Source organism: Mesobacillus jeotgali (assembly GCF_002874535.1).
GTDB classification, from domain to species: domain Bacteria; phylum Bacillota; class Bacilli; order Bacillales; family Cytobacillaceae; genus Mesobacillus; species Mesobacillus jeotgali.
The window spans coordinates 2,478,090-2,494,988 of sequence record NZ_CP025025.1 but is presented as its reverse complement, the minus strand read 5'-3'; the positions used below and the strand labels follow the sequence as shown (position 1 = coordinate 2,494,988).

Sequence of the window (16,899 nt, the reverse complement as noted above, 5' to 3'; positions counted from 1 at the left end):
TTCCATTCAAGATGGAAAAAACAAATAGAACGTTTCATGAAATGAATCTTTTCCAGGGGAATTGGAGAAATAATTCTGTAGAGCCCAGAGTGTCTGAACGTGCCCCGGAAATGGAAAAAGTTTTTGAGGAAATCGATAAAGAGCTAGGCGGGAATTTAAATGAAAGCAGGTTCCGGCCAAAAGGAAAGAGTTCAGGCAAGCCATTGATCCTCGCTCCTCCTGTTATTAATAGTGTCGAAGAAAAGCTTTCTGCTTCAAGAAGACAATTTACAATAGATGAGGTTGAGGAAGAGTCAAGTGAACTGAAAGAAGACGTTGGTGGCATAGAGGATCATGTAGAAGAGGAAGTCCAGGAAGACTACGAGGAATCCTCTAGTGAAATAATGATGGAGGAGTCCAGCAGTTTCCTTTATGAAGAGGTATCAGCCATAGATGAGTCAGGTGATGAACCTCATTATTATGAAAACCATGATGAATCAGCGGATTATCAATATGAATCATCTGAATCTTCCTCGGAACCTATGAAATTAGCTACAGCCGCATACAGTGGGAAAAAAACTAAGACAGAAAAGGCGAAGGTGAGGCTTCCTTTACATCTGGCAGATGTGGATCTCGAAATTGACATCTTTGATACATTCAGTCTCTCAAGGCCAATTTCCACAGTTTCTAATGTAGAGTGCTCCCTTCATTCGATTGATGCTGAGGTATTGCTGCCATCAGCCAACTTATTCACCAAAGGAACGCTTCTACTGAATATTGATTATGTAAGTACTGACGATAATGGGCCGATGCATTCACTCAAGATACACATCCCATGGAAGAAAATCATCCCGGTAAAATGGGTTCATCAGCCCGAACTTTCTGCCAAAGACAGCAAGGAATATTTATTCACTTCAAATCTTGGTAGGGAAGAAGGATATACCCGTGAATATAGTGAGAGTTTAGTAGAAAAAGTGGATTTCAGTCTATCGAGTTTGCATTGTGTGTGGAATGAACAATTCATCCAAAACGACAGAGTAATGATCCAGGGTACGGCAAGGCTGAAAATGGAGCTGTTTCAAACACAATGCCTGGATTTACAAAAGCTGCTTTCGCTATAAAGGAAAACAGGGTGCCTCAGGTGAGACACCCTTGCTTTGGTATTAGCCTTCATGGCGTTTCATTAAGGCATCCATTCTGTGCTTCATATTTTTTGGCTCGTGCTCCATTTTATAGTCTGCTTCCCAAGAGGATGATGACGATGATGAAGATGAAGAAGACTCTTCTTTATCTTTGTATCCATGGGAATGGTCTAAATCAACCTGCTGCTTCTGAAGCAATTTGAAGAATAAACCAACCTCCATCTTTTCCGTGATGCGGCTGAATCTGCCCCAGTTGTCAAAATCCTTGTAAAGGTCTAGGTCGTTGACGAAAGAAGCAAGAAGTTTGCATTCAATTGGCTCATTATAGTATTCATACGTAAAGGCTCCAGAGGTGCACTCGTCAGCTCCGTGGCCTTTTTTATCAATGAACCTTCTTTCATAGACCGTGTTCTTCTGGCTTAAATGTTCGTAATCAGGATAGTTGAAGACATGGACAGCTTCACTGCAAGTAAATGGTACATCTACACTGTAGTCCTTCAGCACGCCACTGCATTGTTCTACATACTGGATATTTTTATGAACAACACCAGAAATATAGAGTTTTACCTTTTTGTAATCCATTGCAGAACGGATCGCCTTGCATTGAGTCAGGGAAACGTTCCTGCGCATATGCTTAATTTCACGTGCTGCAGTTGGCAGCTCGATGTCAGATTCAACTTCAACTTGTAGTTCTACTTCGGCCAGAGCTACATTGATGTCTGCGACTGGGTATTTGAGTTTGTTGCCATATGGATAGAAGGAATCACTATCGCAATCTACCCGAATCGTTTTTGCTTTATCACAAGAAAGCTTTGGCGGGCAGCCATGGTGCGAGTTGCAACCTGTATTTCTCTTCATTTTTTTCACTCCTTTTTTATTATAATCAAAAGCAGTAAGAAACAGATTGTTTTCGTTTCTTTCTTTTGACTTACTATTTATATATGCCAGTACTACAGCAAAGGAATAGACGAATGATAGAGGGCAATCACATATTTTTTTATTAGCAGTGAAAATGTTAAGAGAATTCGGGACAAATGTGATTAAATGATAAATAAAGCAACCCCACTTGATGTGGGGTTGCAGATCTAAATCAAAAATCCACTGTTATATCCTTGTTTTAGCGTCGAGAGCATAACATCTTCTTAGGATCCATCTTCTTCGCTTTTACAGGAGGGAAGCAAGTAATGCCGACAAAATCCTTCAAATCAACTTCAAAGCAAGCTCCAGTCCTTGTGAATCCTTCGATACCGTGATGCTTTCCTTCACATCGTTCCGGACAGAGCAGTTCAAGAATCGCGCAGCAGTCAGATCCTTTCACAAAGTCAACAACCCGGAAAAAACTAGACTTGATATCAAAAAAGCAGCCATCGATTTTTACTACACCTGTACCAACGAATGTCTCGCAGTCACCTTTGCTGCACCCACATAATAATTTGAACGGTATTGTATCGAAGCTTGATTGCTTGCATTGATTAAGCAGTTCTTTGATCGACCGGTCGCAGCTTACATCACAACCGTGTTTTCTTTGATTTACCTTGTGCTGTGCTTCATTTATGTCCCTGACTTTTTTGCATATACACTTGTCGGAATGTTTTTCATCATGGTGCCCTTTATTACAGCCACAGTCATGAAAGTCATCATCCCAATCCTTATGCTTTTTCTTTTCCTTGTGCTCATCTCTTACCTTTCGTTTATCCCAATCCTTGTGGTCATCCCAATCCTTGTGTTTATCCCTATCCCGGTGCTTAGATTTTTCGTTGTCATGAGCGTAATCATCGTCAGGTCGATGATCATCTTTGTAATAATAATTCATAAAACGCGCCTCTCCTTTCTTATAGAGTGGTGATGTATTAACAGGATATGGGGAAAAGCAGTGGTTTGTATGGGGAGGTGACTATACTGGCGAAATTCTTATTAAGTTTTGGGAAAACTGATAAAGAATATTTGCTATTTGCAAAATTACCATTCAATATAAATAGCAGCAAAAAGAATTTGGAGGCCATACATATGTTGAAAAAACAGTTAGAGAAGTATATAACATCACAAAAGGATATTGTTGAATTACATACTGAAGAAAAGGAATATGCAGAACGTCAAGGACTGCTTCATGGAGTCCAAACAAAAGAATTAGAGCCTGATGCTCGTTTTGAGGAAGCTTATATTGAAAGAGGCAACAAAGAAACTGAAGAGTTCCTTGGTGAAGAAACATCCGAGTTTCTGAATCAGCCAATTGGTTATTTTAAAAAGCAAAAAAATGAATTCATGTATTTGGAATCCAAATGGTTTGACGTGATCGATGTTGATGCAGTCAGTCTTGAAAAAGATGATGTGTTCGAAACATATGATGTTATGCTGGGACTTAAGCTTCAGAAGAAATATGAATCTGGCATCAAGAAATATTTAGAGGAGAACCTCCATGGTGAAGGTTCTAGGTATGATTTGATGTTCGACGCCAATGAAGGAGTATGGAGTCTGAATTTTGCATTGAATGGGCTTGTTGAATACACGGAGGATTTATCCATTGGAGAAGCTTATACTCTAATTTACGGGTTTCTATTCGGACTGGCTGAGTCAGTTGAAAATAAGCAATAACCAAGCGCCTTTTTGGCGTTTTTTTTAATACTTTAACAAGATAACATACTACTATATTAGAATACTAAAATTTACCATATGGGTTGACATTAACACCATAGAAACATAAAATTAATATAAGTTATTAGTCAATAGTTAAAATTCAGAAAACGGGGTCAGTCATGAGCAAAATTGCGATTGGGAAAACAGCGGTCCTGCTTGCATCTTTTACAGAAGAAGAAATGGCTTTTTTTCAGGATACCCTAAAAGATGTAAGCTATTGCCTTGGCAAGGTAGGATCGATGAACATGCAAAAAGTTATTTCTGCAGTGGAAACCGCTGCCAAACGCCATGGTCTCATCCATCCCAATTTGTACCGTGAAACTCACGCACTATACCATGCGATCATGGAAGGCATGGAGGGAGTTACAAGAGGTCATTTGTCCATTGGGGAGATGAGCCGCACTGTCGGCCTTCGCTTTGCCGTTGTCCGTGGAACACCTTTTACAGATGAAGGTGAAGGAGAATGGATTGCCGTCGCTTTTTATGGAACGATTGGCGCTCCTGTAAAAGGTTCAGAACACGAAACGGTCGGTTTAGGAATCAATCATATATAAAGTTGCATTGCCTATAGTCCACTAGTCAGTAGGAGGCGATGATGGTTTAAGTATGCCATTGTCGTCTCCTTTTTATTTAATCCATCGATCAGGAGGTCACGAGAATGGTTGTTTTAACAGGTGAAACTTTAACTTTGGAGCAAATCAGACAGATTTGCTATCTCGATGAGGCAGTCTCTATCAGTCCCGATAGTATGAAGAGGGTTGCTGAAAGCAGGGAAGCAGTAGAGAAAATCGTAGCAGACAAGCGTACTATTTATGGAATCAATACAGGATTCGGCAAATTCAGCGATGTCATCATTAATGAACAGGATGTCAATGCATTACAGCTAAACCTGATCAGGTCACATGCATGCGGCGTAGGAGAACCATTTCCAGAGGTGGTTTCACGTGCCATGGTCTTACTAAGACTCAATGCGTTGATTAAAGGATTTTCCGGAATCAGGCCGATAATCGCGGAGAGGCTTAAGGAATTGCTTAACCTGCAGATCCATCCGGTTGTCCCTCAGCAAGGCTCGCTTGGTGCTTCAGGTGATTTAGCGCCATTATCCCATCTGGCGCTAGTATTGTTAGGTGAGGGCAAGGTGTTCTATGAGGGAAAGGTTTGTACAACAGAAGAGGCATACAGCAAAGAAGGTCTTGAGCCAATTGTATTACAGGCAAAAGAAGGCCTTGCCTTGATTAATGGAACCCAGGCAATGACGGCAATGGGAGTTGTCAACTGGATTGAAGCAAATGATCTGGCAAATCAATCAGAATGGATTGCAGCCCTTACAATGGAAGGTTTGGAAGGTGTCATTGATGCATTCCACCCAGCGATTCATGAAGCACGCGGGTATCAGCAGCAAATGGATGTAGCGGAGCGTATGAGAAATTTGCTGGCTGGCAGTAACCTGACGACTCGCCAGGGCGAAAAAAGGGTCCAGGACGCTTATTCATTAAGATGTATTCCTCAGGTACATGGTGCCTCATGGCAAGCTCTTGATTACGTAAAGGAAAAGCTTGAAATTGAAATGAATGCAGCAACGGATAATCCTCTCATTTTTGACGGAGGAGAAACCGTCATTTCTGGTGGGAACTTCCATGGCCAGCCGATTGCGATTGCAATGGACTTTATGAAAATAGCTGTTGCTGAATTTGCGAGTATTTCTGAAAGAAGGATTGAAAGACTGGTAAACCCGCAATTAAATGACCTGCCGCCATTTTTGAGTCCCCAACCGGGACTTCAGTCTGGTGCGATGATCATGCAATACAGTGCTGCATCACTAGTTTCTGAAAATAAGACTCTCGCTCATCCTGCGAGTGTAGATTCGATTCCATCTTCTGCCAATCAGGAGGATCATGTGAGCATGGGAACCATCGCTGCTCGTCATGCACACAGTATTATCCAAAACGTCAGACGTGTATTGGCGATTGAATGTATTTGTGCCCTGCAGGCAGTCCAATATCGTGGTGTAGAAAAAATGGCACCGAAAACAAGGAGCTTCTATGAGGAAGCAAGAAAAATAGTTCCTTCCATTACTGAGGACAGGATTTTCTCTGAAGATATCGAAAGACTTGCAGAATGGCTAAAAAAAAATAATCTGCAGTGGACAGCTATAAAAAGACAGGAAAGCCTGGTTTAAAATCAAAAAATTGAGGAGAGTGGAATAAATGGCAATCGAAGCAAAACGCAATATTAAAGCAAAGAAAGGTCTTGAACTGGAATGTAAAGGCTGGGAGCAGGAAGCTGCATTAAGGATGCTTTATAACAATCTTGATCCCGAAGTAGCTGAAAAGCCGGAGGAATTGGTTGTTTACGGAGGAATTGGCAAAGCGGCACGAAATTGGGAGGCATTCGACGCAATTGTTGAAACGCTTCGCAGGCTGGAAAATGATGAGACGATGCTGGTCCAATCTGGTAAGCCTGTGGCTGTTTTCAAAACGCATAAGGCCGCACCAAGAGTTTTAATATCCAATTCCGTCTTGGTTCCTAAATGGGCGAATTGGGACCATTTTCATGAACTTGATAAAAAAGGCTTGATGATGTACGGGCAAATGACTGCAGGAAGCTGGATTTATATTGGTTCTCAGGGAATCCTTCAAGGCACATATGAAACATTTGCCGAGGTTGCGAGACAGCACTTTGGAGGTACCTTGAAAAATACGATCACGCTTACAGCTGGACTTGGAGGCATGGGTGGAGCGCAGCCTCTCGCGGTCACGATGAACGATGGGGTGTGTATCGCCGTTGAGGTCGATCCAGAACGGATCAAAAAGCGAATTGATACTCGTTATTGCGACAGGATGACAAATTCAGTCGATGAAGCCATTGAGTGGGCGAAGGAAGCCAAGCATAAAGGAGAAGCCCTATCAATAGGTCTGATCGGAAATGCAGCGGAAGTTCATCTTGAATTATTGTCCAGGAATTTTAAAGTTGATATTGTTACGGACCAGACATCTGCTCATGATCCGTTGAATGGATATATTCCAGTTGGTCTGACTTTGGAAGAAGCAGAAAAACTTCGTGTGGAAAGCCCAGAAGAATATGTAAAGCAATCTTCTTTTTCAATGGCTAAGCATGTCGCATCCATGCTTGAATTCCAGAGGAGAGGCGCAGTGACATTTGATTACGGCAATAACATCCGTCAGGTTGCCAAGGATCATGGAGAGGAGCATGCTTTCGATTTCCCTGGTTTTGTTCCTGCGTATATCAGGCCGCTGTTTTGTGAAGGAAAAGGGCCGTTCCGTTGGGCAGCTTTATCAGGGGACCCTGCTGATATCCACCGGACAGATGAACTGATCAAGGAGCTATTTCCGGAAAATAAAGCCCTTCAGCGCTGGATTGACATGGCCCAGGAAAAAATTGAATTCCAGGGTCTGCCTTCACGGATATGCTGGCTGGGCTATGGTGAGCGGGTGAAAATGGGATTGGCGATCAATGAACTCGTTCGAAAGGGTGAATTGAAAGCGCCGATTGTAATAGGACGAGACCATTTAGACAGTGGATCGGTTGCTTCTCCGAATCGGGAAACGGAATCAATGAAGGACGGCAGCGACGCAGTCGGCGACTGGGCGATCCTCAATGCACTAGTCAATGTCGCAGCCGGCGGCTCCTGGATCTCTGTCCATCATGGCGGAGGAGTTGGCATGGGATATTCCCTTCACGCAGGAATGGTCGTAGTTGCTGACGGCACAGACCTTGCTGAAGAAAGACTCAGAAGAGTACTGACTACCGACCCAGGCATGGGAGTAGTCCGCCACGCGGACGCAGGCTATGATAAAGCAATTGAAACAGCTAAAGAAAAAGGCGTCGACATCCCGATGCTCCCTTAAATTGTAAAGAGACGGTGTTTGGACTGATTAAAATCAAACATTGCCAGGTGCTATTAAATGACTAATCGGTCGCAATTTTAATAAACGTTTAAGAAGCTTAATGTATATTAGCAATGTTGATTGTAGTGGAAGGCGCGAAGACTCCTCGCAAGCTCGTGCGTGGGCAGGATCGAGGAAACTTAATCAATCCTGCGGAAAGCGATGCTTCTTGAACGGAAATCAACAGCCAAATTCGAGAAAGAAAGGGTGGAGAAGATTGACATACGATTTATTAGTTTACAATATCGGCCAGCTTATTTTACCCAAAAGCTCTGATAAGCCTTTGAAGGGGCAGGAAATGAAAGAGCTGAACATAAGTGAAAACGCAGCAATAGGAATTATGGATGGGAAAATTGCCTGGCTGGGTTCAAGTCTTGAAGCCGAATCACTAAAGGCTTCAGAAAGAATTGACGCCCAGGGAAAAGTTGTTTCCCCTAGTCTTGTTGATCCGCATACTCATCTGGTTTTTGGGGGATCTCGTGAACATGAGCTATCATTGAAGCAAGCTGGAGTCCCATACCTGGAGATCCTCGCTCAGGGAGGCGGGATTTTATCGACGGTAGAATCCACTAAAAAAGCTACAGAGGAGGAATTGTTTGAAAAAGCTTCCTTCCATCTTGAGAGAATGATTTCTTATGGAGTTACGACTCTGGAAGCTAAAAGTGGATATGGACTGGATGCTGAAACAGAGCTCAAGCAGCTTAGGGTGGTCCTGAAATTAAAGGAAAAGTACCCTGTCACTGTAGTTTCGACTTTCCTTGGCGCCCATGCTATTCCACCCGGATTTAAAGGGAAAGAGGATGAGTTCCTGGAAGAAATGGCCCGACTGTTTGATGATATAAAGGATGCCGAACTTGCCGATTTCGTGGATATTTTTTGTGAGACCGGTGTTTTTACCATCGAACAGTCAAAGAAGTTTTTACAGCAGGCAAAGGAAAAAGGGTTTGGCTTAAAGATCCATGCGGATGAAATTGATCCGCTTGGCGGTACAGAACTTGCTGTGTCATTAAGGGCAGCAAGTGCAGACCATCTGGTTGCCGCCTCTGATGAAGGAATTAGACAGCTAAGCGAAGGGGATACAGTAGCTGTTCTGCTTCCTGGAACGACATTTTACCTGGGGAAGGACCATTATGCCCGCGCAAGAAAAATGATTGATGAAGGGGCGGCAGTCGCTTTGGCGACAGATTTTAATCCTGGAAGCTGTGTTACAGAGAATCTGCAGATGATTATGTCACTGGCAGCTTTAAAGTTGAAGATGTCTGCGGAAGAAATCTGGAACGCAGTCACAGTCAATGCTGCCCATGCGATCGGAAAATCCTCCGAGGCAGGGACATTAGAAGAAGGTCGATCAGCTGATTTTGTCATCTGGGACGTGCCTAACTATAAATATATCCCATACCACTTTGGTGTGAATCACGCACAAAGTGTTTACCATTCTGGTAAGAAACTTTGGGAAAGGACTCCTTATGGTGAAATTCAGTTATCTCCATCCAGGTAAGCCTGCGGTTTTCAAGGACCGGTTCGTCACAAAGGTCAATGAGCGTCTTAAACCTTATTCTGAAGGGGAGAAAGGTGAGATAGGCTTAATCGGTCTTCCATTCTCTAAAACATCCATTTCTTTATCACAGGCTTCAGATGCACCGAAAACAATTAGGGCAAGCATGAGTTCATTCTCCACTTTTTCAGGTGAAAAAGAGAAAGACTACAAGGCTATTAGCATCATTGACTTTGGGGACGTGCATACCCATCCAACTGATTTGGAGGAATCCATTGAAAGACTTTATGTGAGTGTTAAGGAGATGCTTCAGAATAACGCCTGTCAACGTTATATCATGCTTGGCGGAGACCATGGTGTCAGCTATCCTTCCATACGCGCTTTCAAAGAGTATTACGGAGAAGTAGGGGTTATTCAATGGGACGCACACCATGATGTAAGGAATCTTGATGATGGCGGACGCACAAATGGCACACCATTCCGAAGTCTTATTGATGGTGGTCACTTAAAGGGTGAAAACCTTGTCCAAATTGGGATTCGTGATTATGCAAATGCGAAAGAATATCACGATTACACAAAAGAAAAAGGGATTTCTGTCTATACAATGGAAGATATAGAGATTACAGGGATTATTCCTATCATTAAAAAGGAAATAGAAAGACTATCTGAATTAGTAGATATAATTTACCTATCTGTTGATATGGACGTCGTTGATCAGGCTTTCGCACCTGGGTGCCCGGCAATTGGACCGGGTGGCATTACAAGCAGGGAATTACTTGCTAGTCTTGCAACAGCCGCTTCCTATGAAAAAGTTAAGGCGATGGATATCGTAGAAATAGATCCTTCGAAAGACTTCCGTGATATAACAAGCAGGCTGGCAGCTGCCGCCATGCTTCGTTTTATGTACAACTGATACTCATACTAAACAGCCTGCAGACCATTCTATTTGTCTGCAGGCTGATTTTTTTCAGATAATTATTAAGATGTAGTTATGAAATAACTATAGACAGAAGGTGAATTTTTCACTGGATGATTATTCTCGAGCGTTTAGAAAGGATTTGCAGAAATGTAATTGTCTAATTTTCGTTGCTTGAACTATTTAGCTTTTAAAGTTAGAGTTATTTTATACATATCAAAAGAAGGTGTAAGCTTTGAGCAAGAGGTATTTTACCATTGGGATGGCAGGTCATATTGACCACGGGAAAACATCGCTGACCAGGGCGTTGACGAACGTGGATACTGATCGCCTGAAAGAAGAAAAAGAACGGCAAATTTCAATTGAACTTGGCTTTGCGCCATTATATGAGAATGAAGAGCTGCAAATTTCCGTCGTGGATGTGCCTGGACATGAGCGGTTCATCCGCCAGATGATTGCCGGCGTTGCAGGAATCGACCTTGTAGTACTGGTGGTTGCTGCGGATGAAGGTGTCATGCCACAAACAAGGGAACATCTGGATATATTAGGGTTCCTCGGCATCCGTTCGGGTATTATTGCGATCACTAAGACCGACAGGGTGGAAGAGGAATTCATAGAACTTGTGAAAGACGATATTTTAAGTGAGCTTGAAGGGTCAGTCTTTGAAAATGCCCCTTTTATGATGGTCGATAGTTTATCTAAAAAAGGCATCCATGAATTAAAAGACTTGATCATTGAAACGCTGAAAGAGCAAGAAATGCGTGATGCTAAGGGGGCTTTCCGCCTGCCGATTGATCAGGTATTTACGGTTAAAGGGCAAGGTACCGTTGTCAGGGGTACTGTTTATGAAGGAACAGTTGAAGAGGGTCAGCTTTTAAAAGTTTTACCGTCCGGTATTGAAGTGAGAGCACGTCAGCTGCAGGTACATCATCAATCAGCAAAGAAGGCTTACGCAGGGCAGAGGGCAGCCATCAATCTATCTGGTGTTTCAAAAGATGATCTTGAACGGGGTGAAGTCCTTGTCTCTTCTGAACATTTTATCGTAACGAATACTATCGATGTTGCAATCAGGGTTGTTGAGGACCTTGAGCATTTGGTAAAACAAAGGACCCCAATCAAATGCCATATTGGTACTGCCGAAGTAATGGGCCGGATTGTCTTTTTTGACAGGAATGAACTAAAAGAGGACAACGGGGAGATACTTTGTCAGCTCCGTCTTGATGAAAAAATCGTCACGAAGCGCGGAGACCGTTTCATCGTTCGCCGGCCAAGTCCGCAGGAAACGATTGGCGGCGGTTGGGTAATAGACCCTCGTGGAAATAAATATCGATTTGGACAGCAGACAATCCAAGAGCTTGAGAAAAAGAAGGCAGGCACACCAATTGAACGAATCAATGCCGCTTTATATGAAGCGAAAAGTTTATCTGTCGAAGAATTGATAAAACGAACTGCACTTGATGAAGGATCGATTTTGACCAACTTGAATGATGAACAATTCGTCCGGATTTCGAATAAGGAATACGCGCTTGTATCAGTAGTCGAAGTCATTGAAGTAGATATCAAGGACCGTCTAGATGATTACCATCAAGAAAACCCTATGCGAACTGGCATGAACAAAGCTGAACTGCTTCAATCACTGCAAAAAACATTCTCTAAAACCCTGCTTGAATTCATTATTGACAACGGCATCAACAAGGGCTTATTTTCCAGGAAAGAACAGTATATTTCCCTCTCAAGCTTTGTTCCCCATGTCCCGAAAAACTGGGTGAAGCGTACAGAGAATATGCTTAACGAACTTAAAGAAGATGGCATGAAGGTTGCTTATCTGAATGATTATATAAAAAATGCGGGTATCCCTGACTCCATTGCACTTGAGTTAAAACGCTTTCTCGAAGATCAGGGGAAAATCGTCCTGCTTGATGATCAATATGCCTGGTATGGCGCTCATTTTGCTGATGCGGTTGAGAGGCTCAAAAAGCATACTGGAGATGAGTTTGAAGTACCTCAGGCCAAGGAAGCAGTGGAGTTATCGCGGAAATACATGATTCCTTTCCTGGAGCGTCTTGATGCTCTTGGTTATACAAGAAGAGTTGAAAACAAGAGGGTTTGGAAGAAATAAACCCATCAAATAGACTGTTAAACGGTTCTGTTCTGGCACATTGTCTTAATGGTATTCCTTTAGAGTAGCTTATTAAATGTTTGTACCTTGTTTTTGTCCTAACCGGAGTACCCTTCATACAAATTCAATGATTGAATCAAAACAGCAGACCCTCGAGGTTCTGCTGTTTTAATTTAAAGGTTTACATAATAAAATTATTTAACTCTCTGTAGATTTAACTTGCAATGGAGGAGGAATTAACCATCCCTTTGTTTTATTCAATTTCAGCATCTTAGCTCCGAATTGAGCTTTAGCCATATGGAACTGGCCATACATTACAGCAATATCTTCCCTGCTGGATTGGCCAATCATTGTGCTGGCGGCTACCAATCCTTCCGCAACATCCTTTGATACAGCAGCGGCAATTTTAGGGTCACTGAATCTTTGCATTTTCATGAAGCATTCATACACTCTTATGTATGTAAAATAAAGGTATAGGGAATTGGATTACGAATTACTCATGGAAGGAATAAACCTTCAGAAATCTTCCGTTGGTTCACAAAAAGGTAATATTATTTAGAAGGATTGATTTTAAATAAATATGTTACAGTATAAGTGAAAGGATGATTCTTTGAATAAATTGGCTTTAGCGATTATTGTTACAACGAGCTTGTTAATTGCTAGTTGCAATAACGATCAACCAAATGACATCAAACAAGACCAACAGACAATCGAACAGGCAATGATGGACAGTGGAATCGATACCGACAACATAATCTATACTGAAAAAATAATGGGTGAGGATGCATTTTCTATTTACCTAAAAATAAATGGGTATGGCATCATTCAGTATGTGAATACAAATAAAGGATGGCAATACAGAGGCGCGTCTGGTTTTGAACAATCAGCATCCGGAAAACCGGAGTCTGTAACCTTTGGGACTGCAACATGGTTGATGGGGGACTACTCCTCAAAAGGAAATAATACATACAAGACAGTATTCATCGGAGAAATACATGACGCGGAAATCGCGAAGGTCATTTTAGAGGTCAATCATGACAAGTATAATGCAGAGATATTAACTAGTGATAATAGGAAAATCTGGTACCATTTATCAGATGGTTTCAAAGGCGATATAAAAAAGATTTCCGGATATTCCTCTGACGGGAAATTAGTATATGAAAATTTTCTTAACTTACCTGAATGAGAAAGAGCTTGGTCATTCCAAGCTCCTGATCATTCCCCGAAAAAACCTTCGTATATTTTAGTGATATCATCCCGTAACTTTTCAACCTGGACAATCCGGGCTTCCCTTAAATACTCACGTCCATCTGCATAGAGTACAAGGACGGGAACAGTGAATGCCATTAGGAATCCTGCTATTTCTTCGACCTTTCCCGCATTTACTAACCCGGTTTCGATTTTAGGGAAATCTTTCATCACTTCCTCGACCTGAGGAAGCAGACCGTGGCAGACACTTCAGTTGTCGGTCAATACATAAATAAAGCTTAATTCATTGTCACTGATCAAGCTTTTAACTTCATCCATTGTCGTTAGTTCTCTCATTTAATATACCTCCCTATCTTTTTGATACCCATTAAAAATAGAATAGCCTTATGCATAGTAATCATACTATAAAAAGGGTAATGGGTATAATAAGGAGAGGTGATAGAATGGGCAATTCGTGGAATGAACGTTTTGGGACTGAACAATATGTTTATGGTGAGGAACCAAACTTATTCATAAGGAACCAGGCACACAGGCTGGAAAAGGGGAGGAAGGTTGTTTGTTTCGCGGAAGGAGAAGGCAGGAATGCTGTATACCTTGCGAAACAAGGTCTTGACGTCACAGCTTACGACTATGCGCTGAATGGATTGAAGAAAACAGAAGCACTGGCTGAAAGCAATGGAGTGAAAATTAAAACTGAACAGAAGGATTTAATTCACGATTCAGTACCAGATACCGAATTCGACGCAGCGATCATGGTTTTCGGCCACTTTGCTAAGAAGGACCAAAAGACTGTGTTTGATAAATTAGTATCGGCTGTAAAACCAGGTGGAATAGTCATGCTTGAAGTATACTCCGAGGACCAGGTCCAATATGGAACAGGCGGACCCAAAACAGCAGATATGCTTTACGATCCGGCAGCCCTGTTACACTGGTTGAAAGGATTTAAAACAATCCATTTCTTCTATGGAGAAAAGGAAAGGATAGAAGGTCAATTGCATACCGGAGTTGGTCATGTGATCCAGGTGATTTTGGAAAAGTAAAGGATTTATACAAAGCGATTCTTCTAAAAAGAAGGTCGCTTTTTATTGTTTTTACAAGGATTTTCCAAAGTTTTGTCGAATTGAATATATAGGTGAAATGAAGGGACAAAGGTCATGAAATTTAAAATTGATAGAGGCAGTTTTTATGAAGCATTAACTGAATTAAGCAGGAGTATTTCTGCTAAAGCAGAACCGCAAATCATGAACGGAATGAAAATGACAGCCCACGCTGAAGGATTGACACTTATCGTAAGTAACCATTTATATTTTGTTGAAAAAACAATCCCTCCCAAAGCTGATGGGAAGTTAAGTGTTTATGAATCAGGAAGCGTTGTGGTACCGGCCAAATATTTAGTTGAATTGGTGAAAAAGCTACCTGAAGAACTGACGGTTGAGCTAATTGATCTACATAAATTATCAATAAAGACTGAGGAAATCTCTGTAGTGTTAAGCAGTTTTGACGTTGATGACTATCCTAACACTCCAGTCCTGGATCTTGGTAAGAGTGTTCAAATACCTGGCCATCTTTTAAATGAGATGGTAAGCCAAACGGCGTTTGCTGCTTCGTCAATTGATACACGCCCTGTTCTGACCGGATTGCTGGTCACGTTACAGGATAACAAAATCATATGTGCAGCAACTAATTCCCACAGATTAGCGATGAGAGAAAGCGAACTTGAAAATGATATTGAGGGCTCCTATATAATTCCATTCACATCAGTTAAAGAATTCATGAGGTTATTCCACAATTCTAAGGGCTTAATTACTGTATATATATGTGAGAATTATCTCGTATTCAAAACTCTTAATCTTGCAATGTACACAAGGTTAATTGAAGGAAACTATCCTAATCTTAACACTCTCATTCCAGCAGACCCAAAGACCATGATTACTGTCCAAACCTCCAAATTCTTAAAAGGAATCGACCGTGCAAGTTTATTTAACCGGGAATCAAGGAACAACAACGTTAAGTTGGAATTAATAAATGGAAACACCCTTAAGATTACCTCATATTCCCCGGATTTAGGCAATATTGAAGAAATACAGCAAATCATTGAATTACATGGTGAAAAAGAATTGTCACTATCGTTGAACAGCACCTTTTTAATTGAGGCGTTAAAGGCTTTTACCGAAGAAGAGGTTACATTGAACTTCTCAGGATCGATGAGGCCGATATTGATCAAGCCAAACAGCAACAAGCGTCACCTTCACCTAATTTCACCGGTGAGGGGCTAAACAATAGAGTTCTAGGAGGATATTTATGAAAGAAACCATACATAGTTATGATGATTTATTAAAAATGTTAGATCATCTTCTGAAAGAAGAAAGTGAATTCAATTGGGATAATTTTTACTCTGACCGAGATAGAAAAGTTCCTTTTTTTGAAAATCATCCCGATGAGAATTTAGTGGAATACATCGAAAAGAAGAGAATTAAGGCGGGAAAAGCGCTCGAATTAGGATGCGGACCAGGAAGGAACGCGATCTATATGGCCGGGAATGGCTTTCATGTGGATGCAGTCGACCAATCAGAAGAAGGATTGGCTTGGGCGAAAGAAAGGGCAACAGAACATGGTATACAAGTGAATTTTATTCAAAGCAATATTTTTGATTTGGGGATAGAAGAAAGTGCCTACGATCTTGTCTATGATTCTGGCTGCTTTCATCATATCCCTCCGCATAGAAGAATGGGCTATATTGATCTGGTAAAGAAAGCTTTAAAGCCTGGTGGGTTCTTCGCGCTAACCTGTTTTGTTCTGGGAGGAGAGCTTGGCGGAGCCGCTATTACCGATTTTGAGGTCTATAGAAGTAGAAGCATGAGAGGCGGTTTAGGTTTTACGGAAGAAAAACTTAAGGAGATTTTTCACGACTTAAAAACAGTTGAAATCCGGAAAATGAGGGACATGGAACCTGAATCTTCCCAATTTGGAACATCTGCACTATTAGCTGCATTATTCAAAAATGAAACAATGGAGTGAATGAGTTGGGATATATCAGAGAGTTAAGAAAACTAGTGGGCCACAGGCCACTTATTTTGCCAGGAGCTGTTGTGCTTGTTTTTAACAATAAAGGTCAATTACTTCTACAGCATAGAAGTGACGGAGGCTGGGGTCTTCCAGGAGGATTGATGGAACTAGGAGAGAGCCTCGAAGAAACTGCAAGAAGGGAAGTAAAAGAAGAAACGGGTCTCGACATTGGAGAACTGAAGCTTGAGGGCGTAATCTCAGGTGCAGAATATTATTTAAAAGTAGAGAATGGCGACGAGCTCTACTCAGTGACTACAATCTATTCCACAAATGAATATGCCGGGGAACTAGAGATAGATGAACTTGAATCAATCGATCTTCAGTTCTTTAGCTTGGATCAATTGCCTGAAGACTTGCAAAAAAGTTACCTGGATTTTATAAAATGTTATCTTCTAAATAACGCCATAGAATAGTGAAAAAGACTTGTTCGT

The 16,899-nt window shown here is 41.6% G+C and carries 16 protein-coding genes and 1 pseudogene; 13 read left to right on the top strand and 4 right to left on the bottom strand.

Annotated features, from left to right (window positions below; translation table 11 throughout):
• Positions 1-110: 110 nt before the first annotated feature.
• The gene (locus CD004_RS12605; RefSeq protein ID WP_158651554.1) at positions 111-1,100 is read left to right on the top strand and encodes a hypothetical protein; all 990 of its coding nucleotides are present in this window, start codon (positions 111-113) and stop codon (positions 1,098-1,100) included.
• 42 nt (positions 1,101-1,142) lie between these two features.
• Here CD004_RS12605 and CD004_RS12600 read toward each other — a convergent pair whose 3' ends face one another.
• On the bottom strand, positions 1,143-1,979 hold the full coding sequence (locus tag CD004_RS12600) for a CsxC family protein (RefSeq protein WP_102263090.1): 837 nt from the start codon (positions 1,977-1,979) through the stop codon (positions 1,143-1,145).
• Between the two features lie 259 nt (positions 1,980-2,238).
• Entirely contained in the window at positions 2,239-2,934 is a 696-nt protein-coding gene (locus CD004_RS12595) for a CotY/CotZ family spore coat protein (protein WP_102263089.1), read from the bottom strand.
• Between the two features lie 194 nt (positions 2,935-3,128).
• On the opposite strand from CD004_RS12595, the gene CD004_RS12590 reads away from it, so the two are divergent.
• From CD004_RS12590 to selB, 7 genes are all read left to right on the top strand, one after another.
• Positions 3,129-3,713, top strand: coding sequence for a branched-chain amino acid aminotransferase (locus CD004_RS12590; RefSeq protein WP_102263088.1), 585 nt, complete (start codon positions 3,129-3,131; stop codon positions 3,711-3,713).
• A 161-nt stretch (positions 3,714-3,874) separates the two neighbouring features.
• The gene (gene hutP / locus CD004_RS12585) at positions 3,875-4,309 is read left to right on the top strand and encodes a histidine utilization transcription antiterminator HutP (RefSeq protein WP_102263087.1); all 435 of its coding nucleotides are present in this window, start codon (positions 3,875-3,877) and stop codon (positions 4,307-4,309) included.
• 104 nt (positions 4,310-4,413) lie between these two features.
• Positions 4,414-5,934 carry a histidine ammonia-lyase gene (gene hutH, locus CD004_RS12580; protein ID WP_102263086.1) on the top strand — a complete coding sequence of 507 codons (1,521 nt, stop codon included), beginning with the start codon at positions 4,414-4,416 and terminating at the stop codon, positions 5,932-5,934.
• A 28-nt stretch (positions 5,935-5,962) separates the two neighbouring features.
• The gene (gene hutU, locus CD004_RS12575) at positions 5,963-7,624 is read left to right on the top strand and encodes a urocanate hydratase (RefSeq protein WP_102263085.1); all 1,662 of its coding nucleotides are present in this window, start codon (positions 5,963-5,965) and stop codon (positions 7,622-7,624) included.
• Positions 7,625-7,880: 256 nt separating this feature from the next.
• Entirely contained in the window at positions 7,881-9,161 is a 1,281-nt protein-coding gene (hutI, locus tag CD004_RS12570) for an imidazolonepropionase (protein WP_233434863.1), read from the top strand.
• Complete coding sequence (gene hutG, locus CD004_RS12565; protein ID WP_102263083.1) at positions 9,130-10,071, top strand: formimidoylglutamase; 942 nt, start codon at positions 9,130-9,132, stop codon at positions 10,069-10,071. Before hutI ends, hutG begins: the two co-directional genes overlap by 32 nt.
• A gap of 238 nt (positions 10,072-10,309) precedes the next feature.
• Positions 10,310-12,193 (top strand): selenocysteine-specific translation elongation factor, encoded by a 1,884-nt coding sequence (gene selB / locus CD004_RS12560; protein ID WP_102263082.1) that lies wholly within the window; start codon positions 10,310-10,312, stop codon positions 12,191-12,193.
• Between the two features lie 198 nt (positions 12,194-12,391).
• Here the strand turns inward: selB and CD004_RS12555 are convergent.
• A pseudogene (locus CD004_RS12555) lies at positions 12,392-12,616 on the bottom strand (DUF3231 family protein); the annotation flags it as partial.
• Positions 12,617-12,803: 187 nt separating this feature from the next.
• Here CD004_RS12555 and CD004_RS12550 point away from each other — a divergent pair.
• Positions 12,804-13,379, top strand: a complete 576-nt coding sequence (locus CD004_RS12550) for a hypothetical protein (protein WP_102263080.1) — start codon at positions 12,804-12,806, stop codon at positions 13,377-13,379.
• Positions 13,380-13,408: 29 nt separating this feature from the next.
• Here CD004_RS12550 and CD004_RS12545 read toward each other — a convergent pair whose 3' ends face one another.
• Positions 13,409-13,612: a thioredoxin domain-containing protein gene (locus CD004_RS12545; protein ID WP_041965796.1), complete on the bottom strand. Its 204-nt coding sequence runs from the start codon at positions 13,610-13,612 to the stop codon at positions 13,409-13,411.
• Between the two features lie 233 nt (positions 13,613-13,845).
• On the opposite strand from CD004_RS12545, the gene CD004_RS12540 reads away from it, so the two are divergent.
• From CD004_RS12540 to CD004_RS12525, 4 genes are all read left to right on the top strand, one after another.
• Positions 13,846-14,442: a class I SAM-dependent methyltransferase gene (locus tag CD004_RS12540; protein WP_102263079.1), complete on the top strand. Its 597-nt coding sequence runs from the start codon at positions 13,846-13,848 to the stop codon at positions 14,440-14,442.
• Positions 14,443-14,556: 114 nt separating this feature from the next.
• A complete protein-coding gene (gene dnaN, locus CD004_RS12535) occupies positions 14,557-15,678 on the top strand; it encodes a DNA polymerase III subunit beta (protein WP_102263078.1) in 1,122 nt (373 codons plus the stop codon).
• A 25-nt stretch (positions 15,679-15,703) separates the two neighbouring features.
• Positions 15,704-16,420 carry a class I SAM-dependent methyltransferase gene (locus CD004_RS12530; protein WP_102263077.1) on the top strand — a complete coding sequence of 239 codons (717 nt, stop codon included), beginning with the start codon at positions 15,704-15,706 and terminating at the stop codon, positions 16,418-16,420.
• Between the two features lie 5 nt (positions 16,421-16,425).
• A complete protein-coding gene (locus tag CD004_RS12525; protein WP_102263076.1) occupies positions 16,426-16,881 on the top strand; it encodes an NUDIX hydrolase in 456 nt (151 codons plus the stop codon).
• The last annotated feature ends 18 nt before the right edge of the window (positions 16,882-16,899 follow it).

Coding starts and splice junctions, on each gene's coding strand:
- CD004_RS12605 (WP_158651554.1), top strand. CDS start 111: ATGGAAAAAGTTTTTGAGGAAATCGATAAAGAGCTAGGCGGGAATTTA.
- CD004_RS12600 (WP_102263090.1), bottom strand. CDS start 1,979: ATGAAGAGAAATACAGGTTGCAACTCGCACCATGGCTGCCCGCCAAAG.
- CD004_RS12595 (WP_102263089.1), bottom strand. CDS start 2,934: ATGAATTATTATTACAAAGATGATCATCGACCTGACGATGATTACGCT.
- CD004_RS12590 (WP_102263088.1), top strand. CDS start 3,129: ATGTTGAAAAAACAGTTAGAGAAGTATATAACATCACAAAAGGATATT.
- hutP (WP_102263087.1), top strand. CDS start 3,875: ATGAGCAAAATTGCGATTGGGAAAACAGCGGTCCTGCTTGCATCTTTT.
- hutH (WP_102263086.1), top strand. CDS start 4,414: ATGGTTGTTTTAACAGGTGAAACTTTAACTTTGGAGCAAATCAGACAG.
- hutU (WP_102263085.1), top strand. CDS start 5,963: ATGGCAATCGAAGCAAAACGCAATATTAAAGCAAAGAAAGGTCTTGAA.
- hutG (WP_102263083.1), top strand. CDS start 9,130: ATGGTGAAATTCAGTTATCTCCATCCAGGTAAGCCTGCGGTTTTCAAG.
- CD004_RS12545 (WP_041965796.1), bottom strand. CDS start 13,612: ATGAAAGATTTCCCTAAAATCGAAACCGGGTTAGTAAATGCGGGAAAG.
- CD004_RS12540 (WP_102263079.1), top strand. CDS start 13,846: ATGGGCAATTCGTGGAATGAACGTTTTGGGACTGAACAATATGTTTAT.
- dnaN (WP_102263078.1), top strand. CDS start 14,557: ATGAAATTTAAAATTGATAGAGGCAGTTTTTATGAAGCATTAACTGAA.
- CD004_RS12530 (WP_102263077.1), top strand. CDS start 15,704: ATGAAAGAAACCATACATAGTTATGATGATTTATTAAAAATGTTAGAT.